The organism is Undibacterium sp. Ji49W (assembly GCF_049340205.1).
Lineage (GTDB): Bacteria > Pseudomonadota > Gammaproteobacteria > Burkholderiales > Burkholderiaceae_D > Undibacterium.
The window spans coordinates 26,587-50,128 of sequence record NZ_JBMPOW010000027.1 but is presented as its reverse complement, the minus strand read 5'-3'; the positions used below and the strand labels follow the sequence as shown (position 1 = coordinate 50,128).

Genomic DNA, 23,542 nt, shown 5'->3' with positions numbered 1-23,542 from the left:
CAAGGCTGTGCCACCACACAGCCTTGACTTTCAATTTCTGATTTTAATTCTAATTTTAATTCTGCGGCAGCCGTACCTGCTCTGCCGCCCACTGATTGCGCATGGAATCGCTATCTGTACGTCGGCCCAGCCAATTCTCATAAGCAGCAGCATCAAACTGCACGATATTGCAGTTTTCTACCGAGATCAGATGGGCTATCACTGACTGCTGTGGCCTCCACATGATTGATTCACGATACGGCAAAGTACACCAGTCTTCAAAATTATCGTACCACACCAGTGCTATCGGCTTTTTATCCGCATTGGCGGGCATTTGCTGGTAATAGGTTTTTATTGCTACCTGCGTATCTGCAATCGCCTTCTTGCGGCACACCATCAGATAATTAATCATCGATATCACGTCTTGCGGTATCTTTTGCGCCCCGGCTTCCCAGCCACTCCAGTTGCGCAAGGTGACACCGCCGATCAACTCGGCCGCTTCGTTTTGACTGAAATGCAGCAAACTGCGGATTGCCTTCAATGTGACACCGTTCATTTTTATCCTTTACCCTAAGTCGCATCAATCCAGTTTTTTGAGGGCTTCTTTGACATAACTGGCATTCGGGCTATTCGGCGATAATTCCAGGAAACTGGTGTACGCTTTTTTAGCCTTTTCATTTTCATTCAGCATGGCTCTGGCATCCCCCAGATTAAGATAGGCGATGGCGCGGGAGGGATCAATCTGCAAGGTGTTTTCAAACCAGCGCGCTGCCTCTGCGTATTTTTGCTGTTTGAAGTAGACAAAGCCCAAGTTGTTGGCTGCCAGACCAAAATCAGGGCGGTATTTCAAGGCTTCGGTAAATGCCGCTTCGGCCTGGGCATACTGTTTTTCTCTATACAGTTGCAAACCACTGTCATTCGCTCTTTGTGCCAACTGGCGCGATGGCGCATCCACCATTTTGGGGGCGGCAATTTTCTGCTCACCACCATTCAGGTTTTTAATGACAATAGGTGCCTCGCTGCCGGCTTTGGCAGTTGCCCCGTCAATTTTGTTGTTGAGCGCAATCGCATCGGCAGATAACTGATTGGTTTTTGCACTCAAGAATTCGCCTTCGCTGCGCATCTCAAATACAAACTCGCCACCTTCAGAACCAGGCAAACTGCCAAATGCAGGCGTCTGCTGCGACATGCTCGACACAGCCGGGGCAATATAGGCGGCCAGTTCGGTCGCAGTAATCATGCCGTCACCATTCAGATCCGCCTTGCCGCTTAATGCCTGCAACAGAGTCCAGGTAAATACGGAATGGCCATTGGGCCCGCCGTCTGCCACCAGTTGATCAGCGCCACCAGCCGTCAGCATTTGGCGGCCCATACGGCGCGCATTTTCGCGCAGGAAGGCGCTGCTGCCACCACCGCGCGTCAAGCCCAGACCGCTGTAGCAGGCATCCATCACAAACAGGATATGTTTGGCATTCAGGCTTTCGGCAATGTTTTGCAGATCCGTCATGGGAATGGCATCGACTGACAATTGTTCAGGGTCAGAATCTACCGGGATGATATAGCCCAGATTGCGGCCAGAACTCAGCTTTCTGGTGGCGCCATGACCGGCAAAGAAGACGAACACTCTGTCGTCTTTTTTCAATTGTCCGTGCCCCAGTTTTTCATGGAACAGGGCCAGGATATTATTTCTGGTGGCATCACCATTGGTCAGTGTCAATACCTTGTCACCCGGGAAGCCCAGTTTGCTGACCAGGGTATCGCGAATGGCATTGGCATCCTGCACGGCATATTGCAGCTTGGGCCATTTGGCATAATCATTAATGCCGATCACGATGGCCCAGCTATTTTGATAGTCGGTACTGATGCTGACTTTCTCCGGAGTTGCCTTGCCGCCCTTGACAACCTTGAAGTCAGCCCCATCCCAGGATGCAAAGCTGTAGCCATCGGCGATCAGTTTATCCAGCACCAGAGGCAGGGCTTTGACCGTGCGTTCGTGAATATCATGGAAAAGAATGATGCCACGCTGTTCTTTTTCCAGCGTACCCAGGACGCGGCCCGCAATCGAGTTCGGCACCGGATCAGCCCAGTCCAGAGAGTCAATGTTCCACATGACAGAGCGCAGCCCCAGCCTGCCAAGGATTTGCATGCCTTCCTTGCTCTTGGCACCATACGGGAAGCGGAACAGGGCCGAACGCGCTGGGTCAATCGCTTTCAGCAATTTATCGGTCTGTTCGATTTCTGCGTTCAGGCTGTCGCCACTTTGCTTGGACAGCAAGGCGTGGCTGAAACTGTGATTGGCCAGCACGTGACCAGCGCTCAACAACTTCCTGCTGGTTTCGGCATTCTTATTCAGCAGCTCTTTGCCCTTGCCGTCGATACTACCGACGTTTTTACCTACCTGGAAGAATACGCCGGGCACATTGTATTGTTTCAAGATCGCCGCGATTTCATCCGTGTAGGTGGCATGAGGACCATCGTCAAAGGTCAGCACCACGGTCTTGGCTGGCAAGCCCTGGCCGAAAATGTCTTTTTCTTTTTCGCTTAGTGGTTCCGGCTTTTCTGGATACGGCAAGATAATGCCGTAGTCTTTCAGGATTTGTTCGCGGTTATATAATTTGCGCAGTTTGGTGAGATAGTCATCCCAGCGTTCGCGTTTCAACTCTATCGAGCGCGACTCGAAGCGAGAGAATATTTCCTTGAGCTCTTTGTCGTATTCCTTTTCAATCTCACTCAAGGCATTCAGATCGTCGCTAACACGTTTGTGCAATTTAATGGAAGGCAGGGTCTGCTCGGTAGCAATCAGTTTTTGCATCCTGACCAAGACTTCCCTGAACGCCAGACGATCAGCGTCATACAGGTCTTCGCCGGATTCTATATATGTCAGTATGGTGTCGAAGCTGGCTTCGCGCTGAACGGCATGGCGCGTCTTGAGCTTGTCGAAATAGGCATCAAGATTATTCAATCTGACCAAGTTTTCATGAAACAGAGCCTGCCCTATGCGATTGGCCTCATTGCGTTCTTTGGGCCCCTGTTTATTTTCATCTGCCAGCAAGACGATGATCTTGCGGTAGGCGACCAGCAAGCCATTCAAGTCATCCGGAATTTTGCTGGCATCGAAGCCATCCTTGGGGTCAATCAGTGCAGATTCTGAGCTGGTACCGCCCCCCGCAGCCGAGGTGGTTTTATGAATAACAAAATAGGCGGCAACAGCCAGACAAACTGCCGCTACGGCAGGCACAATAATCTTGATTGGTTTCATTGAAAAAATCGGTATAACAAAATGATAAGCAAACTAAAAATAAGCAGGGGCAATCAGTCAGTTCGATATCATATTGCAAATAGGGGCTTGCATGCTCATGCGAAGCGGGTTTCTTTCACTAAAAGCCCAGTTTTTCCAGATTTTTGCCTGCTTCACGTTGTGTCAATGCTGAAAATTGCGCCTTATGCTGATCAAGAAAAACACTGATCATCGCCGGGTCATGCCAGGCATAATCACGCAAGGCCCAGCCTATGGCTTTACGGATGAAAAATTCATCTTCTGCGGCCAGGGTCAGAGCATACCGGCACAATCTGCCTACATCCGTCTTTTCACGCCAGCCCAGTTGATGTAACAAGGCGATGCGTCTGACCCAAAAATCTTCATGCAGCAAAGCCGCATCCATGGTTTGCTGTATTTTTCTATCCTCCGTGAGATGCAGGCGCAGCAGATCACCGAATACACCGGCCAGACCATCCACACTATCCCACCAGGATTTTTGTTGTACCAGTGCCAGCAAGGCTGGTACATCTTGCACGCGCAAATGCCGGTAATGTTTGGCCAGGATATCTACTGCCAGATACTGATATTCGCGTTCCTTGCAGTCCCATAGGCTCGTCGCCACTGCCAGTAGCTGGTCAGCATCTGCCGTTTTCAATTGCCGGGTGATATCCACACAGGCCTTGCGCCTGTCAGGGGCGGGAATGCCCAGAAATTCAAAGCGGTTTTTCATATAGGCGCGCATCCCCTGCGCCCGCACGGGGTCCGCCAGTGGCAGCAGGCTAAGCCTGCATTGTTCGATGATTTCTTTCATATTCGCTGTTCCCAAAATAGCGAAAAAACTGTATTAGCAGGACAAAAACTGGTGGCTAAATCAGTCAATCCAGAAAGAGTATGACTTGCTCAAATAGTTTCAAGTACACATTCTTTTATGTTAAAGTCATTATGTTTTTATTCACATCTTACCGCATCACCCCCGTCTGCATCTCCCTCTAATCATACCAAGCCAGCGCAGGAGCAGCCCCATGTTCGCAGCCATACCTGAAACACCGCAGCACGCCATCAAGAATCGCCCGCTCTCAGAATTTGACACCGATGCCGCTGCCGTAAGAGCGATTGCCCAGGCGACCGTCAGCGTCGAGTTATTTACGATACCGCTGTATATGAATTCCATGTATTCGATCTATGGCACGCATCAGATCAATTCCAAAGGTAACAAGTATTATAAGGGTCGCCAATGGCCAGGCATGGCTACCACGGCAGAAGCCGTTACAGCCAATGAACGTGCCTTCAATGTCATATTCAGCGTATTCATTCAGGAAATGCTGCATTTGCAGATGGCCGCCAATATCGCTACGGCCATTAGTGTCGCTCCCAGCTTTACTGAAAATTCAGGTCTGCAAAACACTGAGCGTGGCTGGATTTGCTATGGCCCCGACAAGCACACCATACCCTGCATTGTTGATCTCAGGGACACCGACAGCTATAAGGATGTCAGGGTCAATCTGGAGTCATTGAATAAAAACCAGATTGAACTGTTTTTGGCAATCGAGCAGCCAGAAAAGCAGGCACGCGAAGAATTGCGCCACAATGCCGATAAATATTTCCCCGATGTACCGCTGGCGAACTGGAATCCCGACAAGGGATTTGCTGACCTGCCGCTGTTCGGTACCATAGGCTATATGTATGAATGCTATGCCAGATACATCAGCATGGAATATACGGATGGTCAGACACTATGGCAAAAACTCTTTGATAACAATGCAGTACAAAAAGACATGTTCAATGTCCATAGCACACCCAAACAGCCCAACGACAGCCATCCCAAAAAAGAATATCCGCATTTTGATACTTTGTTCGGCCCTGACGATCTTGATGGCGGCAAGGCCGGTTCGCAAAACAAGGCCATCGACATGATGTGTGCCATTACCGATCAGGGCGAAGGTAATTCCGCAGGGATCAAACACTATCGCCGCACGCATTTACTGCGTGCCGTACAGCCTGACTATCGCGAATCAGACGAAGCTTTGAGGCTCGATTACCCTGCGTATGACGGTGATGGCGTGTTAGCGAAATCGAGAGACGCTTCCGCACGTTTCCATAGCGCGGCATTTGATCACTATGAACGCTTCCATGATATCCGCAAAGAGATGGAACATCCCGGAGCGAGCGCCACGGATCACTTGCTGACCTGGGAACAATGGCATGCCGTTGCAGGCAATCAGTGGACGGCTGCCATGTTGACCAATAAGGATTACGATGCCGCGTCAGCGCCACAAAATATCCCTACGCCTGACGAAGTTGCCGGTGCGCTGAATCGCCTGAAAAGCGAAGGTGCAAAAACCGTACAGATGTTAAGCAGCGTATCTGCGGGGGCCATTTATGGCATTACCTCAGTACTGGATGAATACTGGACAAACAAGGACACAAGCTTCCCCTATCCATCCATGGTTGGTTCAGGCGACCGTATGTCAATTTGCTGGGCGATCACAGGTTGCTCGCCAGATTTATCAGTCAGCGTTCCGCTACCAGACAAGAATGTTTTGTACCACGCCTGCCAGGGTCTGGATTTCAACGCCAGCAAGGGATCAGAAACCGAGGAAGCAAATAATCAATGCGCTGCGATTGCCGTTTATCACAGTTGCCGTGGTTCAAATAGCTGTGAAGCCCAGGGTGGCTGTGGCTTTGCCCAGATAGATATGGTCGTTGATCCAGAAAAGAAACCGGTTCTGGGCGCAACGGCAGACCGTGGCTCACACGGCATTTGTGGCGCGCCACCTGGTCCAGCACCTACCGGCACCTTATACAGCGCACCTAGTGATAACCGCTGTAAAACCTATGGCGGCTGTGCCGTGCCTATCTCTGCATCGCAACTGTTTCCAGCGAGTGGCACAATGACACTGTACACTTTTGGTACTGAGCCACCCCACGAAGCACAATTGTTGAAAAACAAGAACATCGATTTCAAACAAGGCGATGCCGTGTTTGACACGGCCTGGGCAGCGTATAGCAAGGTCATGGCGGCGCGTCACAAAAACCCGGGGGAAATGCCGAAGCCAAATGACTTGCGCCTGGCTTTGCCACCATCAACATGATGAAATAAACATGACTGAGGCATACCTCATGCAAACTACGCAGCCACGTCTGGGTCTGCCCAATCTGGGCCTGGGCGTTGGTCTGCGCAATATGCACTTTGAGCACATACTGAAATACGGTGCCGGCGTAGCCTGGTTTGAAGTGATCACAGAAAACTTCATTGATAACCATGGCTATGCGCGTCATGTGCTGGAACACATCGCGCAAACCTGCCCCATTGTCATGCATGGTGTTTCACTGTCGATAGGCAGCACCGATGCACTGGATTTCGACTATCTAAAAAAACTCAGGCAACTGGCAAAGGAATTGCAGCCTGCCTGGGTGTCGGACCATTTGTGCTGGACTGGTGCGGCAGGGATGAATACCCATGATTTACTGCCACTCCCCTTGAATGAGGCCACGCTTGAACATGTGGCAGAACGTGTACGCATAGTGCAGGATTTTCTGGAACGTCCACTGATCATGGAAAACCCCAGCACCTATGTAGAATTTGAACAGTCAAGCATGGCTGAAGATGAATTCTTAAGTCGTTTAAGCGAAAAAACCGGCTGTGGTCTGCTGCTGGATGTCAATAATGTTTATGTCTCGGCCTATAACCATGGCTTTGATGCTGAACGCTATATACGTAATCTGCCAGCGGACCGCATTGTGCAAATTCATCTGGCGGGGCCAAGTCATTGTGACGACTATATGATAGATACGCATGATCAGCCAGTGCCTACGCCTGTATGGCATCTATATGCTTTGGCGCAGGAATTGACAGGAGGTGTGTCAACTTTACTGGAATGGGATGCCAACATCCCCTCTTACCCTGAATTGCGGGCAGAACTGGACAAGGCAAGATTAGTCATGGATGGTCACTTTCCAGACATGAAAATCAATACGGCATCTGCGGCAAGCATTTCTACGCCTTTGCATTTTCAGTTGGAAGAACTCAGCACCTCATGAATCAGCCCTTACCTGATCCATCGCTATCGCAATTACAAAACTGGTTTTTAACAGTGATGACCGCACCCGGTGGACTGGAAAGAGGCTTATCTCTGGCACAGGAACATCTGGGCCTGGCAGAATCAGCCGTCATCAAGACTGCGCCAGGCAAGCAATCACGCATGCATATATATGCCCACGGCTATATCCTGCGTTTACAGGAATGCCTGCAGGCTGACTTCCCGGTTTTACATCGCCTGATGGGCAATGATCTGTTCAATTTTTTTGCACACAACTATATCTGGCGCCATCCATCCCGCGCACCGTCTTTGTATGATCTGGGTGCTGGTTTTGCCGATTTTCTGCAGCAAAGTCAGCCCACTAGCATAGGTGGAGAAAATGCAGGTGAGGCAGATCTGCTATTGCAGTTTCCCATTGAAATAGCAAGGCTGGAACGGGCATTTACCGAAGTCATACGGGCACCAGGGCTGGAACAAGACCGCAACATCAAAACCCATCATGCATTTGACTTGCTGATGGGTTCACATGCCAGCATCCATATTCCGGCCTGCGTACGTCTGCTGAAAACCAGCTTTCCTTTACTGGCGTACTGGGAACAGGCCAAACATGCACCCGCCGACCAGGATTTGCCAGCGCCACCAGATCCTGAAACCAGCTATCTGGCATTTACACGCCAGAATTACCGGGTACAGCTGATCAGCCTGCTGCCGTGGCAATATCATTTTTTACTAGCTGCGTATCACCATCCTGATCTTCATCAGTGTGCAGTACAGGCATCAAAAGAAACCGGGCTGGATATTCAGGCTCTGCTGGCAGATATTTGCCTGTGGCAGCCACAAGCACAGGCGCTTGGACTGCTTACGACAGAAAAGATGACCTTGATCTGATCAAGGTCACCTCCCATATAAACGCTTAACCGGCATTAATAATTGCTGTCTTGCCCTCCCCTTTATTCAGCAAGTCTTTTGCTGCCAGCGCCAGGAAGGCATCAACGGCTGAACTGCTGCCGCTGCCACCGGTTTGTATGCTGGGCACCATGGCAATATGGCCTTTCTCTATCGCCTCGGCAAAACGCAGCAGTACGGTTTGCTGGAATTGCAGTTCAGGGCCGCCATAGGCTTCCACATTCAGCTCAGTCGCTTTCGCCTGCGCCTCACCTATCTGCTGGATCTGATAAGCCTCTGCATTGGCTAAAGTGCGTTTGGCGTCAGCCGCACCAGAAGCCACCTGACGTGCTTCTTCTGCTGCCTTGATGGCTTTTTGTACGGCAGCACTACCCTGGTTTTCTGCAATTTTCACTGCCAGCTCAGATTCGGTAATGGCGGTCTGCTGTTTGGCCTTGGCCTCTGCTTCCCGCAGGATGCGTTCTTGCACGGCTGCGGTTTCCTTGGTTTTGTAGGTTTCCAGCTGTTCTCTGGAAACCTGGCGTTCACGCAATTGCTTCAATATCACTTCAATCTGCGTGTCGCCAGTCTTGGCACGCGGCGTACCGATCAGGACTTCATTCAGGGTCAGGTTATAACCTTCAAAGTTCTTGCGCATCTCGGCTTTTGCACGCTCTTGTATATCCGAGCGTTCCTGCAACAATTCAATCAGAGTCTTGCCCTGGCCTATGTTTTTGAAATAAGCGGCCACCATGGGGTCCAGGGTCTGTTCCACCAGTTTCTGGATATCACCAAATCGTTGTATCACCAGCGGTGCCATTTTATAGTCGATGTTGACGACAACGGACAAAGGCAGGTCAGGCTCGAACGCATCCTTGGTAATCAGTGAAACTTCGCTCAGGTGTTTGTCCAGCTCATGCGAACCGACCTGGCCGGATTGCCATTTCAGGATGAAGTTGGTGGTGGGCACATCGATCACCCGTTTCGCATAGGGGTTCAGCGCGTATTTACCTGGCAACAGTGGGGTCACCTGCACACCTTTTTCATCGCTGCTGACCAATTCACCATGGCGATATGATTCACCGGTGACGTCGTTACCGGCCTTGCCAGTATAAGAGACGACCACACCGACGTAACCGACCGGTACAACCCGTTTTTCGACGATCTCATAGGTGGCGAAGCGAGCGTTCAAATAATAGGTACCCTCGACCAGCACCTGCAACTGGCGGCCTTTATATCCGCCACCTTCGATAAATACCTCGGGGTTCTGGAAGTCGTGATGGTAACTGCGGTCTTCATGCGGATCAGCACCAACCACGGGGGCCACTATCGTGCCCTCAGGCAGTGAACGACCTTCATGCGTCGTAATAACGGCCAGTTTGTCGTCACGTATCACCAGCGGCAAGAAGCCATTGCGCAAGCGCAGTTCATCCAGCATTTCTGCCAGTTGACCAACCACCATACCTTCAGAGCTGACATTGCCATCACCCGGCAATGGCAAGGCATACACGCGGTCGGCAGTCAGCACCACAAATTGCGCCAGGTTGATGGCGTAGGTACCTTCGCGCAATATCTTGCGTTGCAGACCCTTTTGACCGTCACTGGTCAAAAAACTGCGCACATTGGTAAAGTCATTCGCTGCCTTGTTGCAGGCCAGGTTCTGGGTAGGTGCCATGGCCTGACCATCGCGGGCAAATACATAGGCCAGGGTGCCCTGCTGTATCGTCACCAGGTCATGCCTGTGGATAGCATATTGAAACGGGAAGAACACATGAAAACCACCGCGCAAGACTTCGGGCTGGAAACCGGCTTCACCATTCAGCGCAATAAAGCCTTGCTGTACAGAACCGCCGGTAGACCATTTCTTTTCTACGATACCGATTTTTTCATTCGAGATATACACCAGGATATTACTGGTATAAAACAGCAGAATCAGGGCGACAACACTGACTGCCAGGATAATTTCAAACATGAATAGCCTCTTCTTCTATATGTTCCGATGTGTGCGGAAATGCAGCGGCGCTGCTGGCACCTGATAGGTGCCAGCAGTACAGCAATGGGGATGAAATCAGGGATTCAGGAAGGCCTGTCACGCCTCCCCTTCAATTTAGACGGGTCGTCGTGGCGACTCGATGATGGCAGGCTTTTGTGACTTGGCAACTTGCATGGCGGTAGCGATCAGGCCACTCATATCACCCAGATTGGCCGGGACGATAATCGAGTTATTGGTTTTCGCCAGATTGGCAAACGCTGCTACATATTGCTCAGCCACTTTCAGGTTGGCTGCATCAGCACCACCTGGCGATTGCATTGCGGCAGCAGTCTTGCGTATCGCCTCGGCGCTGGCTTCTGCAATCGACAGAATGGCAGCAGCCTGACCTTCTGCACGGTTGATGGAAGCCTGTTTTTCACCTTCGGATTTGGCAATCGATGCTTCACGTTCACCGGTGGCGATATTGATTTGCTCTTGCTTGCGGCCTTCAGAAGCAGCGATCAGGGCACGTTTTTCACGTTCAGCCGTAATCTGCGCCTGCATGGCATGCAAGATTTCTTTTGGTGGCGTCAAATCCTTGATTTCATAACGCAGGACCTTGACACCCCAGTTGGCAGCAGATTCATCAATCGCATTGACGATGGTGGTGTTGATGTGATCACGCTCTTCAAAGGTTTTATCCAGTTCCATTTTACCGATGACCGAACGCAAGGTGGTTTGTGCCAGTTGCGTGATCGCCGCAATATAGTTGGAAGAACCATATGAGGCGCGCATGGCATCGGTGATCTGGAAATACAATATGCCATCCACCTGCAATTGCGTATTGTCCCTGGTGATACACACTTGCGGCGGTACATCCAGCGGAATTTCTTTCAGGATGTGCTTGTAGGCGATGCGATCAACAAAGGGCACCACGATATTCAAACCTGGCCCCAGCGTGGCGTGGTATTTACCCAAACGCTCGACCACCCAAGCATGCTGCTGCGGCACGACATTGATGGTCTTGAAGATAAACACGACACCCAAGATCAGTAAAACCAGAGCGACTGTACCTATATTTTCCATTTTCTTACCTTTATTGTTATTTAAATGATTTTTTATTTACGCTAAAAAACTGATGCAACTGATTTTTATTTGTTGTCAGCACGGCTTCACAAGCAAGCGGCTACCTTGTATTTCTTCAATCATATAAGCACCGGGATAGCCAGCCGAGTGCTGTAATTCCACATCCCACATGGCACCGCGATACATGGCGCGTGCCACAAATTTGCCATTACCCTGATCTTTCCAGTCATCGACCTGCAGGCTTTGGCCTATATCCATGTTGACGTTGGGGTCGCGTGCTGCATTAGCATTTTCTTTCCAGCCGTATTTGCTTTTGTGCAGAGCCGCAGTGGCGACTGAGCCAACAATCGCCACCACGATCATCTGACTGGCGGCATTAAATTGAAATACGGCCGCTATCGCGCCAGCTACCAGACCCAGAGATATCATCAACAAATAAAATGTGCCCGTGAACAGTTCCAGTATCACGACCACGCCCGCCAACACCAACCACATCATCCATCCGTTCATTTTCTTGTTCTCCTTATCAATTTTTATACCACCAGTGACTCTGCTGCTTTTGCATTCTCTACGAACTGCTTATATTTTTCATCGGTAATCGTCGTAGGAATTTACTCACAAAAAAGCCCTCGTTACCTACTCGGTAGCGAGGGCTTTTCCAGGAATTTTGTTGAAGTATTGATTTTCTTTTTCTTAAGTTTCGACACCGGTAGTCTAGTCCTAATTCAAGAAAATACAAGGGTCCAAAATCATTTATGTTGCGGCGCACCAACAAGAAAAAAACGGGAATGTCAGTTCAGACATTCCCGTTTTTCCGGACAGAAACAAATACTCAACCAGGCTTATTTGGAAACCGCTGCCAGCTTCTGCCAGGTGTCGATGACTGAATCAGGATTCAGGGAAATGGATTCAATTCCCTCTTTCATCAGCCATTCGGCAAAGTCAGGATGATCCGAAGGCCCCTGGCCACAAATGCCTACATATTTATCCAGCTTGCGGCAGGCAGCGATAGCGCGTGACAACAGAGCGCGCACGGCAGGATCACGCTCGTCAAAGTCGGCAGCCAGCAGTTCCATGCCGGAATCGCGATCCAGGCCCAGCGTCAATTGCGTCAGGTCATTCGAACCGATAGAGAAACCGTCAAAGAATTGCAGGAATTCTTCAGCCAGTATCGCGTTCGATGGCACTTCACACATCATGATCAGGCGCAGGCCATTTTCACCACGGCGCAGGCCATTTTTTGCCAGCAGATTCACAACTTTTTCTGCCTGGCCCAGTGTACGAACGAAAGGCACCATGATTTCCACATTGGTCAGGCCCATGTCGTTACGTACGCGCTTCATTGCCTGGCATTCCATGTCGAAACATTCGGCAAAGTCTGGTGCCAGATAACGCGCTGCACCACGGAAACCCAGCATAGGATTTTCTTCATCCGGTTCGTAGCGGGAACCACCTATGAGTTTCTTGTACTCATTGGATTTAAAATCAGACAGGCGCACGATGACTTTTTTAGGCCAGAATGCCGCAGCAATGGTCGCCACGCCTTCGGCCAGTTTGTCGACATAAAAAGCCTTGGGTGAAGCATGGCCACGGGCCACGGATTCCACTGCTTTTTTCAGATCTGCATCAATATTCGGGTACTCCAGAATCGCTTTCGGATGTACGCCAATATTATTGTTGATGATGAATTCCAGACGTGCCAGGCCGACACCTTCATTAGGTACCGACTGGAAGTCAAACGCCAGTTGAGGGTTGCCAACGTTGAGCATGATCTTCAACGGCAACTTCGGCAATTCGCCACGCAACTCTTCTGTGACTTCGGTTTCCAGCAGGCCATCGTAAATCTTGCCTTCATCACCTTCGGCGCAAGAGACGGTCACCAGGGTGCCGTCTTTCAGCACGTCCGTCGCATCTTCACAGCCCACCACAGCAGGTACACCCAGTTCACGCGCAATAATTGCCGCGTGGCAGGTACGGCCACCACGGTTGGTGACGATAGCGGCAGCACGCTTCATGACTGGTTCCCAGTTCGGATCGGTCATGTCAGCCACCAGCACATCGCCCGGTTGTACTCTTTCCATCTCTGACGGATCATGAATCACACGCACACGGCCTGCACCTATCTTCTGACCAATCGCACGGCCTGATACCAGGACTGTGCCACTGCCCTTCAGTTTGAAGCGTTGCTGTGCATCTGTTGGTTTTTGCTGAGACTTGACGGTTTCTGGACGCGCTTGCAGGATGTACAGCTTGCCGTCACGACCATCTTTACCCCATTCTATGTCCATAGGGCGGCCATAATGCTTTTCAATGATGGTCGCGTATTTAGCCAGCTCCACCACCTCGGTGTCATTCAGCGAATAACGGTTACGCAATTCCACAGGTACATCCACGGTCTTGACGGAACGACCGGCCTTGGCTTCACCGGTAAATTCCATCTTGATCAGTTTGGAGCCGATATTGCGACGAATGACGGGCAATTTACCCTGTTCCAGCATAGGTTTGTGGACATAGAATTCATCCGGATTTACCGCACCCTGGACTACGGTTTCACCGAGGCCATAGCTGGATGTGATAAACACCACATCCTTGAAGCCGGATTCGGTATCTATCGTGAACATGACGCCAGCGGCACCCAGATCCGAACGCACCATGCGCTGCACACCAGCAGACAAGGCGACTTCAGCGTGGGTGAAGCCTTTATGGACACGGTAAGAAATCGCCCTGTCGTTGTACAAAGAGGCGAAGACATGTTTCATCGCTTCCAGCACATTGTCGATACCGACGACGTTAAGGAAAGTTTCTTGCTGGCCAGCGAAAGACGCATCCGGCAAATCTTCAGCGGTAGCAGAAGAGCGCACGGCGAAGGACATTTCTGCGGTGGATTCGGCAACCAGTTTATTGTAGAAGGCTTCGATTTCCGTTTGCAGACGTGGCTGGAAAGGGGTGTCGATTATCCACTGGCGAATCTCGGCACCGGCTTTTGCCAGTTCCTTGACATCATCAATGTTCAGGTGTTCAAGACGATCAGCGATACGCTGGGCCAAAGGCAGGCCACCGTCGATACTATGAGCAAGAAAATCACGAAACGCCTGCGCTGTGGTGGCAAAACCACCAGGTACCCGCACCCCGGCAGTGGCCAGCTGGCTGATCATTTCGCCTAATGATGCATTTTTCCCGCCGACGGATTCAACATCCGTCATGCGTAAATGCTCAAACGAGGCAACATAAGTTGCTTCGGTATTTGCTGCGTTGGACATAACAACCTCTTTTTGATGGTAAGAAATCTTTGCCCTACAGCTTCGTCTCCCACTGTTTTTTTGTTATTCTTGAGGCGAGCTGCTGAGGGCGTATTGAGATGTGCTTTTTTATTGACCCACCAGCTATACCAAAAACACATCTCAACACGTCCTTGAACATGCTGTTGCAGCATTTTACATTGTGTCTCGCAAGAATTTCTCAAGCAAATGAGAATTTGCTGTGTTTTTTGTTTGTACTTATATAAAAAATCTTACAAAAACCGTACAGACACCCCTTATAAATATATTTAATTAACCATATCAAAATAACTATGCCAGACTCCCCTCAACAAACAAGGCCAGCCGCCAACCGTACCGTGTTCTTTGTGTCAGACGGCACGGGTATTACGGCAGAAACCTTCGGGCATTCCGTGCTGACGCAATTTGACCTGAAATTCAAGCAAGTCCGTCTGCCTTTCATTGATACTCTTGATAAAGCCCATGATGCCGTACGTCGCATCAATGACGCGTTCAATGCCGATGGTAACCGCCCCATCGTCTTTTCCACCCTGGTAAAAACCGACCTGGCTGGCGTGGTTTTCAAGTCCAAGGGTCTGCATATGGACCTGATACAGACGTTTGTGTCGCCGCTGGAACAGGAATTGGGGATCAAATCCACCCATACCATAGGGCGCAGCCACAATATTGCCGATTCTGAGGAATATAAAAACCGCATTGAGGCTATCAATTTTTCCCTTGCACATGACGATGGTCAGTCGAACAAGAATTTATCGACGGCAGATGTGATACTGGTCGGTGTTTCGCGTTCAGGCAAGACCCCGACCAGCCTTTATCTGGCGATGCAGTATGGCATCAAGGCAGCCAATTACCCCTTGATACCGGATGATTTTGAACGCGGCAGATTGCCTTCGGCCCTGCCCGAATTCAAGGGCAAGATCTTCGGACTGAGCATTGCGCCAGAACGTCTGTCGGAAATCCGTAATGAACGTCGCCCCGGCAGCAAATATGCATCGCTGGAAAATTGCCGTTACGAAGTCAATGAAGCAGAGTTGATGATGAAACGGGAAGGCATACGCTGGCTGTCATCGACCGCCAAGTCGATTGAAGAAATATCCACCACGATATTGCAGGAAATTAAATCTGACGTTCGGGTTTATTGATATCAACAGTATTAATTCGACTGGCCCAGTTGCTGCCTAACCTGTTCAAAAAAACAGATGGCAGCGCTGGCTGCCACGTTCAGCGATTCTATGGCTGCCTGCTGGGGAATAGTCACGGTTTTGCTGGCCATCGCCATCAACTCTGGTGACACGCCCTGCCCTTCATGACCAAACAGCCAGACCACATCCTTGCTCAGGTCAGTCTGGTATATGGTTTGTTTGGTATGCGAGCTGGTTGCCAATACGGGAATGCTGGCATTCTCCAGCAGTTCAGCCAGGTCCACGTTTTCAAAAATGTTGAGCAGGAAATGCGCCCCCATGCCGGCCCGCATGACCTTGGGTGACCAGGCCGCAGCTGTTCCTATACTGCAAAACACGTTGCGTATGCCGGCACCTGCGGCACTACGCAAAATGGAACCCAGGTTGCCCGGGTCTTGCAAGTTGTCAAGCACGACCGAGGACACAGCCAATGCTGCTGGCAGTTGCTGCGCCGGTGTAGCAATCACAAACATCAGGCCCACACCATGCTCAACCTGACTTAAGGCCTTGTACAGCGCATCTGGCAGGCAAATGCACTGGACTGCCTGCTGTTCTATATTTGCCAGAATAGCGGTCACTTCAGGATGATACAGGCTGCCTTCAGCAACGATGCAGCATTGCGGTAAACCGTGATGCTGGGAATAGGCCTGACACAGATGCACGCCATCCAGCAAGGTACGGCCCGCCTTGCGCAAGGCCTGCGCGCTGGTAGCCAGATGTTTGAATTCCTTGTAGAGCGGATTGTCGCGAGAGGTAATCGATTTCATGTAGGGTGTATTTATTTGAGCAATGCCTTCACGGGCGCATACGATTTTCTGTGTATCGGTGACACGCCGTGTTCGCGCAGGCGTTCCAGATGCAATGCGGTCGGATAACCCTTGTGCTGGTCCAGCGCATACTGGGGATAGGTTTCATGCAATTGCATCAAAACATGGTCGCGCGCAGTTTTGGCGAGTATGGATGCGGCCGATATGGCTGCCACCTTGTCATCGCCCTTGACGATGGCTTCGGAAGGAACAGCCATGACCGGGCAGCGGTTGCCATCAATCAGGGCCAGTGTCGGTGTTACAGACAATCCTTCAACCGCGCGGCGCATGGCCAGCATGGTGGCTTGCAGGATATTGAGTTCGTCGATTTCCTGTTCCGAGCATTCGGCGATACACCATGCCAGCGCATGCTGCTTGATTTCTACTGCCAGCAGCTCACGCTTTGCTTCACTGAGCTTTTTGGAATCGCGCAAGCCCGGTATTGGACGTTGCGGATCAAGAATCACGGCAGCCGCCATCACCGGTCCTGCCAGCGGGCCACGCCCGGCTTCATCAACACCACAAATCACTTCGGTTTCGTAATCAAACAGGGGCAAGCCAGGTATCAGGTCATGCATGGAAAAATGCTTTCAGTGCCGCGGGGTCTAAAAAATAATGGCAGATGCGCTGCTGTTGCTCTTGCCCTTGCTTCTGCCCAACCAGGACAGGCACCAGCTCATCGTATGCGGCCAGCAGTTCATCGTCCTGGTCAACATCGACCACTTTGACTGTAAAACCATATTCCGGGCTGTAGGCTTGCAACTGCTCCAGCATGTCGTCACACAGATGGCAATAGCTGCGCGAGTATAGGGTAAATTGAATCATCATCTTGCCAATCAGGTTATCCGCAATCACATTTGCGTCATTACACCTATATTATAAGTCGCTGCGATCGGTGCCACCAAGTCGTAGCCAAATAAAAAAGGCCACCTGAACAGGTGGCCTTTTTTGCTATCAGACCGGTTTATTGGGCAGTCGGACGGACGGCAACAAACTTGGATACTTCACCACGTTTCACCAGCAGCAACACTGCTTTCTTGGCATCCACTTTCGCCATTACCGCAGCAAATTCCTTGGCATCCTTGATATCGGAATTATTCACACGGGTAATGATGTCACCAGCCTGCAAGCCCGCCTTGGCAGCGCCGCCATCCACACTTTCCAGGATAACGCCGCCACTGACTTGAGATTCACGCTTTTGCGCATCGCTCAGGTCAGTCACATACAGGCCAAATACATTGACAGCAGGTTCAGCTTTTTGTTTGCCAGTTTTGGCAGCAGGGGTTTTTTCAGCATCGGCTTCAGCGACCGTGATCACGATATCTTTTGCGCCACCTTTGCGCCAGACTGTCACTGTCGCCTTGCCACCAGGTTTGATGTCGCCAACGATACGGTTCAGGTCCACTGCTTTTTCGATGACAGTGCCATTTACTTTCTGGATCACGTCACCGACTTCAACTCCGGCTTTTTCAGCTGGAGAACCAGGCATAACACGCTGTATCAGTGCACCCTGGGCTTTTGCCAGACCCAGGCCTTCTGCCACTTCTTTCGGTACATCAATACGTTCCACACCAAGGTAACCACGCACAACTTTACCGGCAGATTTCAATTGTTCGACGACGCGCATGGCTTCATCAATCGGGATCGCAAACGAGATGCCCATGTAGCCGCCAGAACGGCTATATATCTGGGAATTCACACCAATAACTTCACCGCGCATATTGATCAGCGGGCCACCAGAATTACCTGGATTAACCGCTACGTCAGTCTGTATCAACGGTAGGTAATCACCGGTATCACGTGCCTTAGCAGAAATAATGCCGGCTGTCACGGTATTGTCGAGATCAAACGGAGAGCCGATGGCAATCACCCATTCACCAGCCTTGATCTTGTCAGAATCACCGATGGTGACGCGTGGCAACTTGTTGCCGTCAATTTTCAATACGGCGACGTCAGTGCGACGATCAGCACCAATCACCTTGGCCTTGAATTCACGTTTGTCCGTCAGCTTGACATACACTTCAGAAGCGCCCTCGACCACGTGGGCATTCGTCAAGACGAAACCATCCTGCGAGATGATGAAACCGGAACCAACACCGCGCGGCACTTCTTCCTCCTGTGCCTGTGGTGTCTGCTTGCGATTTTTTGGTGTAGGCTGCGCTTTTGGCGTAGGTGTAGGTACAGGCACACCAAAGAAGCGGCGGAAAAATTCTTGCATCTGGTCATCATCCAGACCATTTGCATTCTGACCGGTAGGGACTTTTTCTGTTGTCCTGATGTTCACCACGGCTGGGCCGGATTTTTCCACCAATTCGGTGAAGTCAGGCAAGCCTGTTACCGGGGCCGCCAATGCGACCGGGTTGGCATTGATTGCTGTTGGTACGACCAAACCCACGCAGGCACTCAGTACCAGTGTGGAAGCAATTTTTTCAATTGGAAAAAGTTTGTTCACGTTCATGGCGTCATTCGCTTATCTAGGTTTAAATTCAATCGAGTTCATTACCTGCCGGATTGCGCCTGCCGGTACCTCACCCACCACGGTCAGCCAGTATTCAGCATGACGCTTGCCCATGATGGTCATAGCGCCCTGCTGCAGACTACCTTCCGTGCGATTATCACTATCTGGTTCAATAAAAACGGAAATTGCCGCCAACCCGTCAGAAAAAATCATTTGTATGACCTGATGCGCCTTCGCTGCATTTGCCTCACTGCTTTTGGCAGTAGCTGACGCAGGAATCAGACGTTTCATTTCACGAATCTTCTTGAATCCGGCTGGCAAGGATTTTACAACCCAACCAGAATTGATATTGGACTGCACCGTCAAATTTTCAACCTGCCATTGTGCAGTATTTTGAAAAGTAGGCCTGACCTTCTGTTTATCGATATCACCTATCGTCAACTGGGTAAAGGCGATTTGCTCTATCACCTCATTCTTGGGATTCAGTGTCTGTGCACGCAACAACAGCCCTGAATCACGCTCTACGCACAGGCGATAGCCATAGCGGGAAGCATCACGTGGCTCCAGTGAATACGTCTGGCAATCGATGCCGGCAACGCGGCTGAGTTCTGCTTTTTTGATCGAATATGACTCGGGGAGCGCATGCGCATTGGAGGTCAGCAAGGCAGGAAAAACTTCTTGCGTGACATTTTTTTCTACCTGCAATGTCTTACTTTCTGGCAAGTAACACATGACTTCATCATTTTTCCGCACATATTCACGCGGCTGACCATCCAGAATTTCCAATTTTTCCAGTTCATTGCGAGCTTCGAGAATATGGGTAATTCTGGAAGTGCGAATCTGATTCGCCTGCTGGTACACGAAGGTGCCCGAGTAATTCAGTTTCTGCGCAGATGCCTGCATTTTTCGCAAAACGCCATGTACTTCCCGTCGGTCTTCCGACGAATCCTGCGCTGCTGCCGGTGCCATCAATGCACTCAGCAAGCAGGCAGATCCCGCCACCGCGATCTTAAAACGCCATACGCACATCATACTTATTTTTCCGAAGCGGCTGAAACGGCATTGGCACGGGTAACGTACTGTGTAGCGTTATTCAATGAAGGTGAAAAACGCTGATGGGCCTGCAGGTAACTATCGATACGCGGATCACGCAACATATCCGGCATGTCGGCTGCCAGCTTGTCATTGGCCTGGGCATTTTTTTCCATGACGGCTGGATTCTGGCTGCTATTCACTGCCAGTGCCGACATGGGCGTACTGTCACCATGCGATGCCAGTTGCACATTGCCTGTAGGTGCAGGCTTGCTGCTGACCTGCGTAGCAACATCCTGGCCGTTGTGCATGAATGGCAGTTGCGGGGCCAGAATGAAGGCAAACACTGCAGCTGCGGCAGCGCTGGCTACCGCTACGTAAGAGCCTAGAAATTTCTGCCCCTTCACCCCTTTCTGGGCAGCAGGAGCATCATTTCTGATCAGCGCATTTGGTGCCAGGATGGCAGGCTCTGCATCCAGTCTTGCCGACAGCCGACTGGAAAAATCTGCACTGAAACTCACAGCCAGTTCTTCGGAACGCAGCACATCACCAATCTGGTGATAAATTTCCCAGGCGTCCTTGTTTCCGGGCTGGTTCAAACCTGCCAGCAAGGAATCCAGTTGAGCATCACTGAGCTCGCCATCTGCCATGGCGGAAATGCTCTCATGTTGATTTGTGCTTTTGTCCATAATTTTCACCTTTTACCACTTATTTTGAATTCGTTTTTTACTGCCTTGTGCCGTGCCAGCCTGGTTTACCAGCGCTGCTCCAGCGTTGTACCTAGCAGAGGCCGCAATTTTTCAGCGATGGCCTCTCGTGCCCTGAATATCCTGCTGCGTACCGTTCCTATCGGGCACAGCATGACTTCCGCGATTTCGTCATAGCTCAGGCCTTCTATCTCGCGCAGGGTGATTGCGTTCCGCAATTCTTCCGGCAAGGTGGACATGGCGCTATTCACCGTTTCTGCGATCTGCTTGCTGGCAAGCAGGGATTCTGGCGTATTAATATCTCTCAGACCTTCTGCATCGGAAAAACTTTCTGCTTCATCGACATCGGCATCCGTCGAAGTCGGCGCCCTGCGCCCTTGCGTTACCAGGTGGTTTTTCGCGGTATTCACACCTATCCTGTACAGCCAGGTGTAAAACGCGGACTCGCCACGAAAATTCGGCAAGGCACGGTATGCCTTGATAAATGCTTCCTGTACTACATCTTCTGCTTCGGCATGATCATAGACGAGCCGGGACACGAGCCGCATTAATTTCCTTTGATATTTGGAAACCAGAAGCTCGAATGCTTTTTTGTCACCACGCTGGACGCGCTCAACCAATAGCTGATCAATTTCGCGTTCTGTCGTCACTCATTCATTCCTATATGCGCAAAGTGCAGCGTACAAAAGCGGCAAATGCATTTTATTAACGTCAACATACGCGATTTATACCCGGTCAGAGTACTCATTATTGCTAAAAGTTCCTTCACAGAGGTAACATTTCATTTCACATAGTGCTGGCTAATCCACATCAGGCTTACTTTCAATGCCCGAAAAACAACAGGATTCACAGAATCAGGCAAAATTAGCAACTTATGTTCCCGGCCCTGCTCATCAATCAGAAAAATTGACAGCAATTGCGGTAGCAAGCGGCTTTTGGGACTCAAGCTCACGGTCAGGCCCGCATGATGAATAGCACCCGCAGGTTCATGCAAGATCATGGAACCACTGTCGGCAATACTCAGTTTGCAGAACCGCGTCTCCTTACACCAGGCCCGGTATAACTGAAGCACAATCAGGCACGCGGCGGCCACCCACAGCAAGGCTTTCACCGCCACTGCCATGCCCGACTGCCAGATCACCAGACTCACGCTGGCAAGCGCCAGACCTGCCATGCCAGTTAATACAGCAAGCAGGACACGTGAAGGCCTGATTTCAGCAAACAGTGAAATAGACATGGTGGACACGACTACAAAAAAAATGGCACTTCATTTCAAACAGAAACGAAGTGCCAGGATTGATTCTTTTCCGAATCAGGCTTTTGCAAATATCAAAGTGCCATTCGTTCCACCGAAGCCGAACGAATTTTTCATTGCATATTCGATCTTCATATTCCGTGCCGTATTGGCACAGTAATCGAGATCGCATTCAGGGTCTTGATTGAAGATGTTGATCGTCGGTGGCGACACCTGATTGTGCAGGGCCAGCACCGTGAACACGGATTCAAGACCACCTGCACCACCCAGTAAATGACCGGTCATCGACTTGGTCGAATTCACGGTAATTTTGTAGGCATGGTCAGCAAAGGTTGCCTTGATCGCGTCGGTTTCGTTCTTGTCACCAATCTGCGTCGATGTACCATGCGCGTTCAGGTAAGCAATTTGCTCAGGATTGATGCCAGCATCCTTCATCGCATTGATCATGCTGCGACGCGGACCATCCATAGTAGGCGAAGTGATGTGATAAGCATCACCGCTCATGCCAAAGCCGATGACTTCAGCATAGATTTTCGCACCACGTGCCTTGGCATGTTCATACTCTTCCAACACCATGACACCAGCACCTTCACCCAGGACAAAACCGTCACGGTCCTTGTCCCAAGGACGGGAAGATGTGGCAGGATCATCGTTTCTGGTCGACAGCGCACGCGCAGAAGCAAAGCCGCCCAAACCCAGGGGCGAAATCGTCGATTCTGCACCACCAGCGATCATCACGTCAGCATCACCGTAGACGATCATGCGTGCGGCAGAACCGATGCAGTGCAAGCCGGTCGTACATGCCGTGACGATTGCCAGATTCGGGCCTTTCAAACCATACTTGATGGAAAGATGGCCAGAAATCATGTTGATGATGGAAGCAGGCACAAAGAAAGGACTGATACGGCGTGGTCCACGCTCTATCAGGGTTTCTTTGGTTTCTTCAATCAGAGGCAGACCGCCAATACCAGAGCCAACAATCACGCCGATGCGTTCTGCATTTTCTTCGGTAACGGTCAGACCGCTATCTACAAAAGCCTGCGCCCCTGCGGCAATGCCGTAGTGGATGAACGTATCCATGCTGCGCGCTTCTTTTGCCGGCATGTAGTCTTCGACATTGAAGCCTTTCACTTCACCGGCAAAATGCGTGGTGAAGGGAGTTGCATCAAATTTGGTGATCGTAGCGATACCGGACTGCCCAGCAGTGATGGCACCCCAAGCATCTGCAATAGTATTGCCGACTGGCGAAATACAACCGAGCCCGGTAACGACGACTCGACGTTTAAGCGAACGACTCAAGCGCTTCTCCTGGATTTGAAAAAATTCGACTATTAGGCCTTGAGGTGGGCTTTAGCGTAGTCAATCGCTTGTTGAACAGTCGTGATTTTCTCAGCTTGTTCGTCAGGGATTTCCATTTCGAATTCGTCTTCGAGTGCCATCACCAATTCAACTGTGTCCAAAGAATCTGCACCCAAATCGTCCACGAAAGAGGATTCGATTTTGATGTCAGCTTCAGCGACGCCCAGTTGTTCAGCGACGATTTTCTTAACGCGTTGTTCGATATCGGACATGTGTGTCTCCAGTGAAAAAATCAAAAAAATAAG

21 protein-coding genes are annotated in these 23,542 nt (G+C 50.6%); 4 read left to right on the top strand and 17 right to left on the bottom strand.

Features of this window, described 5'->3' with window-relative positions:
* Positions 1-55 precede the first annotated feature (55 nt).
* The 3 genes from ACO0LK_RS25290 to ACO0LK_RS25280 form a co-directional block, all read right to left on the bottom strand.
* Positions 56-535 (bottom strand): DUF1870 family protein, encoded by a 480-nt coding sequence (locus tag ACO0LK_RS25290; RefSeq protein ID WP_422980047.1) that lies wholly within the window; start codon positions 533-535, stop codon positions 56-58.
* Positions 536-559: 24 nt separating this feature from the next.
* Complete coding sequence (locus tag ACO0LK_RS25285) at positions 560-3,238, bottom strand: polysaccharide deacetylase family protein (RefSeq protein ID WP_422980045.1); 2,679 nt, start codon at positions 3,236-3,238, stop codon at positions 560-562.
* A gap of 118 nt (positions 3,239-3,356) precedes the next feature.
* Complete coding sequence (locus ACO0LK_RS25280; RefSeq protein WP_422980043.1) at positions 3,357-4,049, bottom strand: DNA alkylation repair protein; 693 nt, start codon at positions 4,047-4,049, stop codon at positions 3,357-3,359.
* Positions 4,050-4,260: 211 nt separating this feature from the next.
* Between ACO0LK_RS25280 and ACO0LK_RS25275 the strand changes: the two genes are divergently transcribed.
* The 3 genes from ACO0LK_RS25275 to ACO0LK_RS25265 are packed head-to-tail and all read left to right on the top strand — an operon-like array spanning position 4,261 to position 8,166.
* A complete protein-coding gene (locus tag ACO0LK_RS25275) occupies positions 4,261-6,330 on the top strand; it encodes a ferritin-like domain-containing protein (protein WP_422980041.1) in 2,070 nt (689 codons plus the stop codon).
* Between the two features lie 28 nt (positions 6,331-6,358).
* Complete coding sequence (locus tag ACO0LK_RS25270) at positions 6,359-7,279, top strand: DUF692 domain-containing protein (protein WP_422980039.1); 921 nt, start codon at positions 6,359-6,361, stop codon at positions 7,277-7,279.
* Positions 7,276-8,166: a putative DNA-binding domain-containing protein gene (locus ACO0LK_RS25265; protein WP_422980037.1), complete on the top strand. Its 891-nt coding sequence runs from the start codon at positions 7,276-7,278 to the stop codon at positions 8,164-8,166. Before ACO0LK_RS25270 ends, ACO0LK_RS25265 begins: the two co-directional genes overlap by 4 nt.
* A 25-nt stretch (positions 8,167-8,191) precedes the next feature.
* Here ACO0LK_RS25265 and ACO0LK_RS25260 read toward each other — a convergent pair whose 3' ends face one another.
* The 4 genes from ACO0LK_RS25260 to ppsA all read right to left on the bottom strand — a co-directional run bounded on the left by ACO0LK_RS25260 (position 8,192) and on the right by ppsA (position 14,481).
* Positions 8,192-10,135: an SPFH domain-containing protein gene (locus ACO0LK_RS25260; RefSeq protein WP_422980035.1), complete on the bottom strand. Its 1,944-nt coding sequence runs from the start codon at positions 10,133-10,135 to the stop codon at positions 8,192-8,194.
* A gap of 135 nt (positions 10,136-10,270) precedes the next feature.
* Entirely contained in the window at positions 10,271-11,221 is a 951-nt protein-coding gene (locus ACO0LK_RS25255; protein WP_186945302.1) for an SPFH domain-containing protein, read from the bottom strand.
* A 75-nt stretch (positions 11,222-11,296) separates the two neighbouring features.
* A complete protein-coding gene (locus tag ACO0LK_RS25250; protein WP_422980032.1) occupies positions 11,297-11,731 on the bottom strand; it encodes an NfeD family protein in 435 nt (144 codons plus the stop codon).
* 332 nt (positions 11,732-12,063) lie between these two features.
* Complete coding sequence (gene ppsA / locus ACO0LK_RS25245; protein ID WP_422980030.1) at positions 12,064-14,481, bottom strand: phosphoenolpyruvate synthase; 2,418 nt, start codon at positions 14,479-14,481, stop codon at positions 12,064-12,066.
* A gap of 311 nt (positions 14,482-14,792) precedes the next feature.
* Between ppsA and ppsR the strand changes: the two genes are divergently transcribed.
* The gene (gene ppsR / locus ACO0LK_RS25240) at positions 14,793-15,641 is read left to right on the top strand and encodes a posphoenolpyruvate synthetase regulatory kinase/phosphorylase PpsR (RefSeq protein ID WP_422980028.1); all 849 of its coding nucleotides are present in this window, start codon (positions 14,793-14,795) and stop codon (positions 15,639-15,641) included.
* An 11-nt stretch (positions 15,642-15,652) separates the two neighbouring features.
* Here the strand turns inward: ppsR and ACO0LK_RS25235 are convergent, their stop codons facing one another.
* From ACO0LK_RS25235 to acpP, 10 genes are all read right to left on the bottom strand, one after another.
* On the bottom strand, positions 15,653-16,447 hold the full coding sequence (locus ACO0LK_RS25235; RefSeq protein WP_422980026.1) for a TrmH family RNA methyltransferase: 795 nt from the start codon (positions 16,445-16,447) through the stop codon (positions 15,653-15,655).
* 11 nt (positions 16,448-16,458) lie between these two features.
* A complete protein-coding gene (rnhB, locus tag ACO0LK_RS25230) occupies positions 16,459-17,064 on the bottom strand; it encodes a ribonuclease HII (protein ID WP_422980024.1) in 606 nt (201 codons plus the stop codon).
* Entirely contained in the window at positions 17,057-17,314 is a 258-nt protein-coding gene (locus ACO0LK_RS25225) for a glutaredoxin family protein (RefSeq protein WP_422980022.1), read from the bottom strand. Before ACO0LK_RS25225 ends, rnhB begins: the two co-directional genes overlap by 8 nt.
* Before the next feature lie 136 nt (positions 17,315-17,450).
* Positions 17,451-18,944, bottom strand: coding sequence for a DegQ family serine endoprotease (locus ACO0LK_RS25220; RefSeq protein WP_422980020.1), 1,494 nt, complete (start codon positions 18,942-18,944; stop codon positions 17,451-17,453).
* 12 nt (positions 18,945-18,956) lie between these two features.
* Complete coding sequence (locus ACO0LK_RS25215; protein ID WP_422980018.1) at positions 18,957-19,976, bottom strand: MucB/RseB C-terminal domain-containing protein; 1,020 nt, start codon at positions 19,974-19,976, stop codon at positions 18,957-18,959.
* A 2-nt stretch (positions 19,977-19,978) separates the two neighbouring features.
* Positions 19,979-20,665 (bottom strand): sigma-E factor negative regulatory protein, encoded by a 687-nt coding sequence (locus ACO0LK_RS25210; RefSeq protein ID WP_422980016.1) that lies wholly within the window; start codon positions 20,663-20,665, stop codon positions 19,979-19,981.
* Between the two features lie 65 nt (positions 20,666-20,730).
* Positions 20,731-21,333 carry an RNA polymerase sigma factor RpoE gene (gene rpoE, locus ACO0LK_RS25205; RefSeq protein WP_186945311.1) on the bottom strand — a complete coding sequence of 201 codons (603 nt, stop codon included), beginning with the start codon at positions 21,331-21,333 and terminating at the stop codon, positions 20,731-20,733.
* A gap of 131 nt (positions 21,334-21,464) precedes the next feature.
* The gene (locus ACO0LK_RS25200; protein WP_422980014.1) at positions 21,465-21,920 is read right to left on the bottom strand and encodes a protein YgfX; all 456 of its coding nucleotides are present in this window, start codon (positions 21,918-21,920) and stop codon (positions 21,465-21,467) included.
* Positions 21,921-21,995: 75 nt separating this feature from the next.
* Positions 21,996-23,237 carry a beta-ketoacyl-ACP synthase II gene (fabF, locus tag ACO0LK_RS25195; protein WP_422980012.1) on the bottom strand — a complete coding sequence of 414 codons (1,242 nt, stop codon included), beginning with the start codon at positions 23,235-23,237 and terminating at the stop codon, positions 21,996-21,998.
* Between the two features lie 32 nt (positions 23,238-23,269).
* Positions 23,270-23,509: an acyl carrier protein gene (acpP, locus tag ACO0LK_RS25190; protein WP_110253556.1), complete on the bottom strand. Its 240-nt coding sequence runs from the start codon at positions 23,507-23,509 to the stop codon at positions 23,270-23,272.
* Positions 23,510-23,542: the final 33 nt, after the last annotated feature.

Bases quoted from the DNA above. Each gene is read 5' to 3' on its own strand.
- ACO0LK_RS25285 (WP_422980045.1), bottom strand. From the start codon at position 3,238: ATGAAACCAATCAAGATTATTGTGCCTGCCGTAGCGGCAGTTTGTCTG.
- ppsA (WP_422980030.1), bottom strand. From the start codon at position 14,481: ATGTCCAACGCAGCAAATACCGAAGCAACTTATGTTGCCTCGTTTGAG.
- ACO0LK_RS25215 (WP_422980018.1), bottom strand. From the start codon at position 19,976: ATGATGTGCGTATGGCGTTTTAAGATCGCGGTGGCGGGATCTGCCTGC.
- ACO0LK_RS25265 (WP_422980037.1), top strand. From the start codon at position 7,276: ATGAATCAGCCCTTACCTGATCCATCGCTATCGCAATTACAAAACTGG.
- ACO0LK_RS25255 (WP_186945302.1), bottom strand. From the start codon at position 11,221: ATGGAAAATATAGGTACAGTCGCTCTGGTTTTACTGATCTTGGGTGTC.
- ACO0LK_RS25270 (WP_422980039.1), top strand. From the start codon at position 6,359: ATGCAAACTACGCAGCCACGTCTGGGTCTGCCCAATCTGGGCCTGGGC.
- ACO0LK_RS25280 (WP_422980043.1), bottom strand. From the start codon at position 4,049: ATGAAAGAAATCATCGAACAATGCAGGCTTAGCCTGCTGCCACTGGCG.
- ACO0LK_RS25260 (WP_422980035.1), bottom strand. From the start codon at position 10,135: ATGTTTGAAATTATCCTGGCAGTCAGTGTTGTCGCCCTGATTCTGCTG.
- acpP (WP_110253556.1), bottom strand. From the start codon at position 23,509: ATGTCCGATATCGAACAACGCGTTAAGAAAATCGTCGCTGAACAACTG.
- ACO0LK_RS25200 (WP_422980014.1), bottom strand. From the start codon at position 21,920: ATGTCTATTTCACTGTTTGCTGAAATCAGGCCTTCACGTGTCCTGCTT.
- ACO0LK_RS25225 (WP_422980022.1), bottom strand. From the start codon at position 17,314: ATGATGATTCAATTTACCCTATACTCGCGCAGCTATTGCCATCTGTGT.
- ACO0LK_RS25290 (WP_422980047.1), bottom strand. From the start codon at position 535: ATGAACGGTGTCACATTGAAGGCAATCCGCAGTTTGCTGCATTTCAGT.
- ACO0LK_RS25220 (WP_422980020.1), bottom strand. From the start codon at position 18,944: ATGAACGTGAACAAACTTTTTCCAATTGAAAAAATTGCTTCCACACTG.
- ACO0LK_RS25275 (WP_422980041.1), top strand. From the start codon at position 4,261: ATGTTCGCAGCCATACCTGAAACACCGCAGCACGCCATCAAGAATCGC.
- ACO0LK_RS25210 (WP_422980016.1), bottom strand. From the start codon at position 20,665: ATGGACAAAAGCACAAATCAACATGAGAGCATTTCCGCCATGGCAGAT.
- ACO0LK_RS25250 (WP_422980032.1), bottom strand. From the start codon at position 11,731: ATGAACGGATGGATGATGTGGTTGGTGTTGGCGGGCGTGGTCGTGATA.
- ppsR (WP_422980028.1), top strand. From the start codon at position 14,793: ATGCCAGACTCCCCTCAACAAACAAGGCCAGCCGCCAACCGTACCGTG.
- ACO0LK_RS25235 (WP_422980026.1), bottom strand. From the start codon at position 16,447: ATGAAATCGATTACCTCTCGCGACAATCCGCTCTACAAGGAATTCAAA.
- rnhB (WP_422980024.1), bottom strand. From the start codon at position 17,064: ATGCATGACCTGATACCTGGCTTGCCCCTGTTTGATTACGAAACCGAA.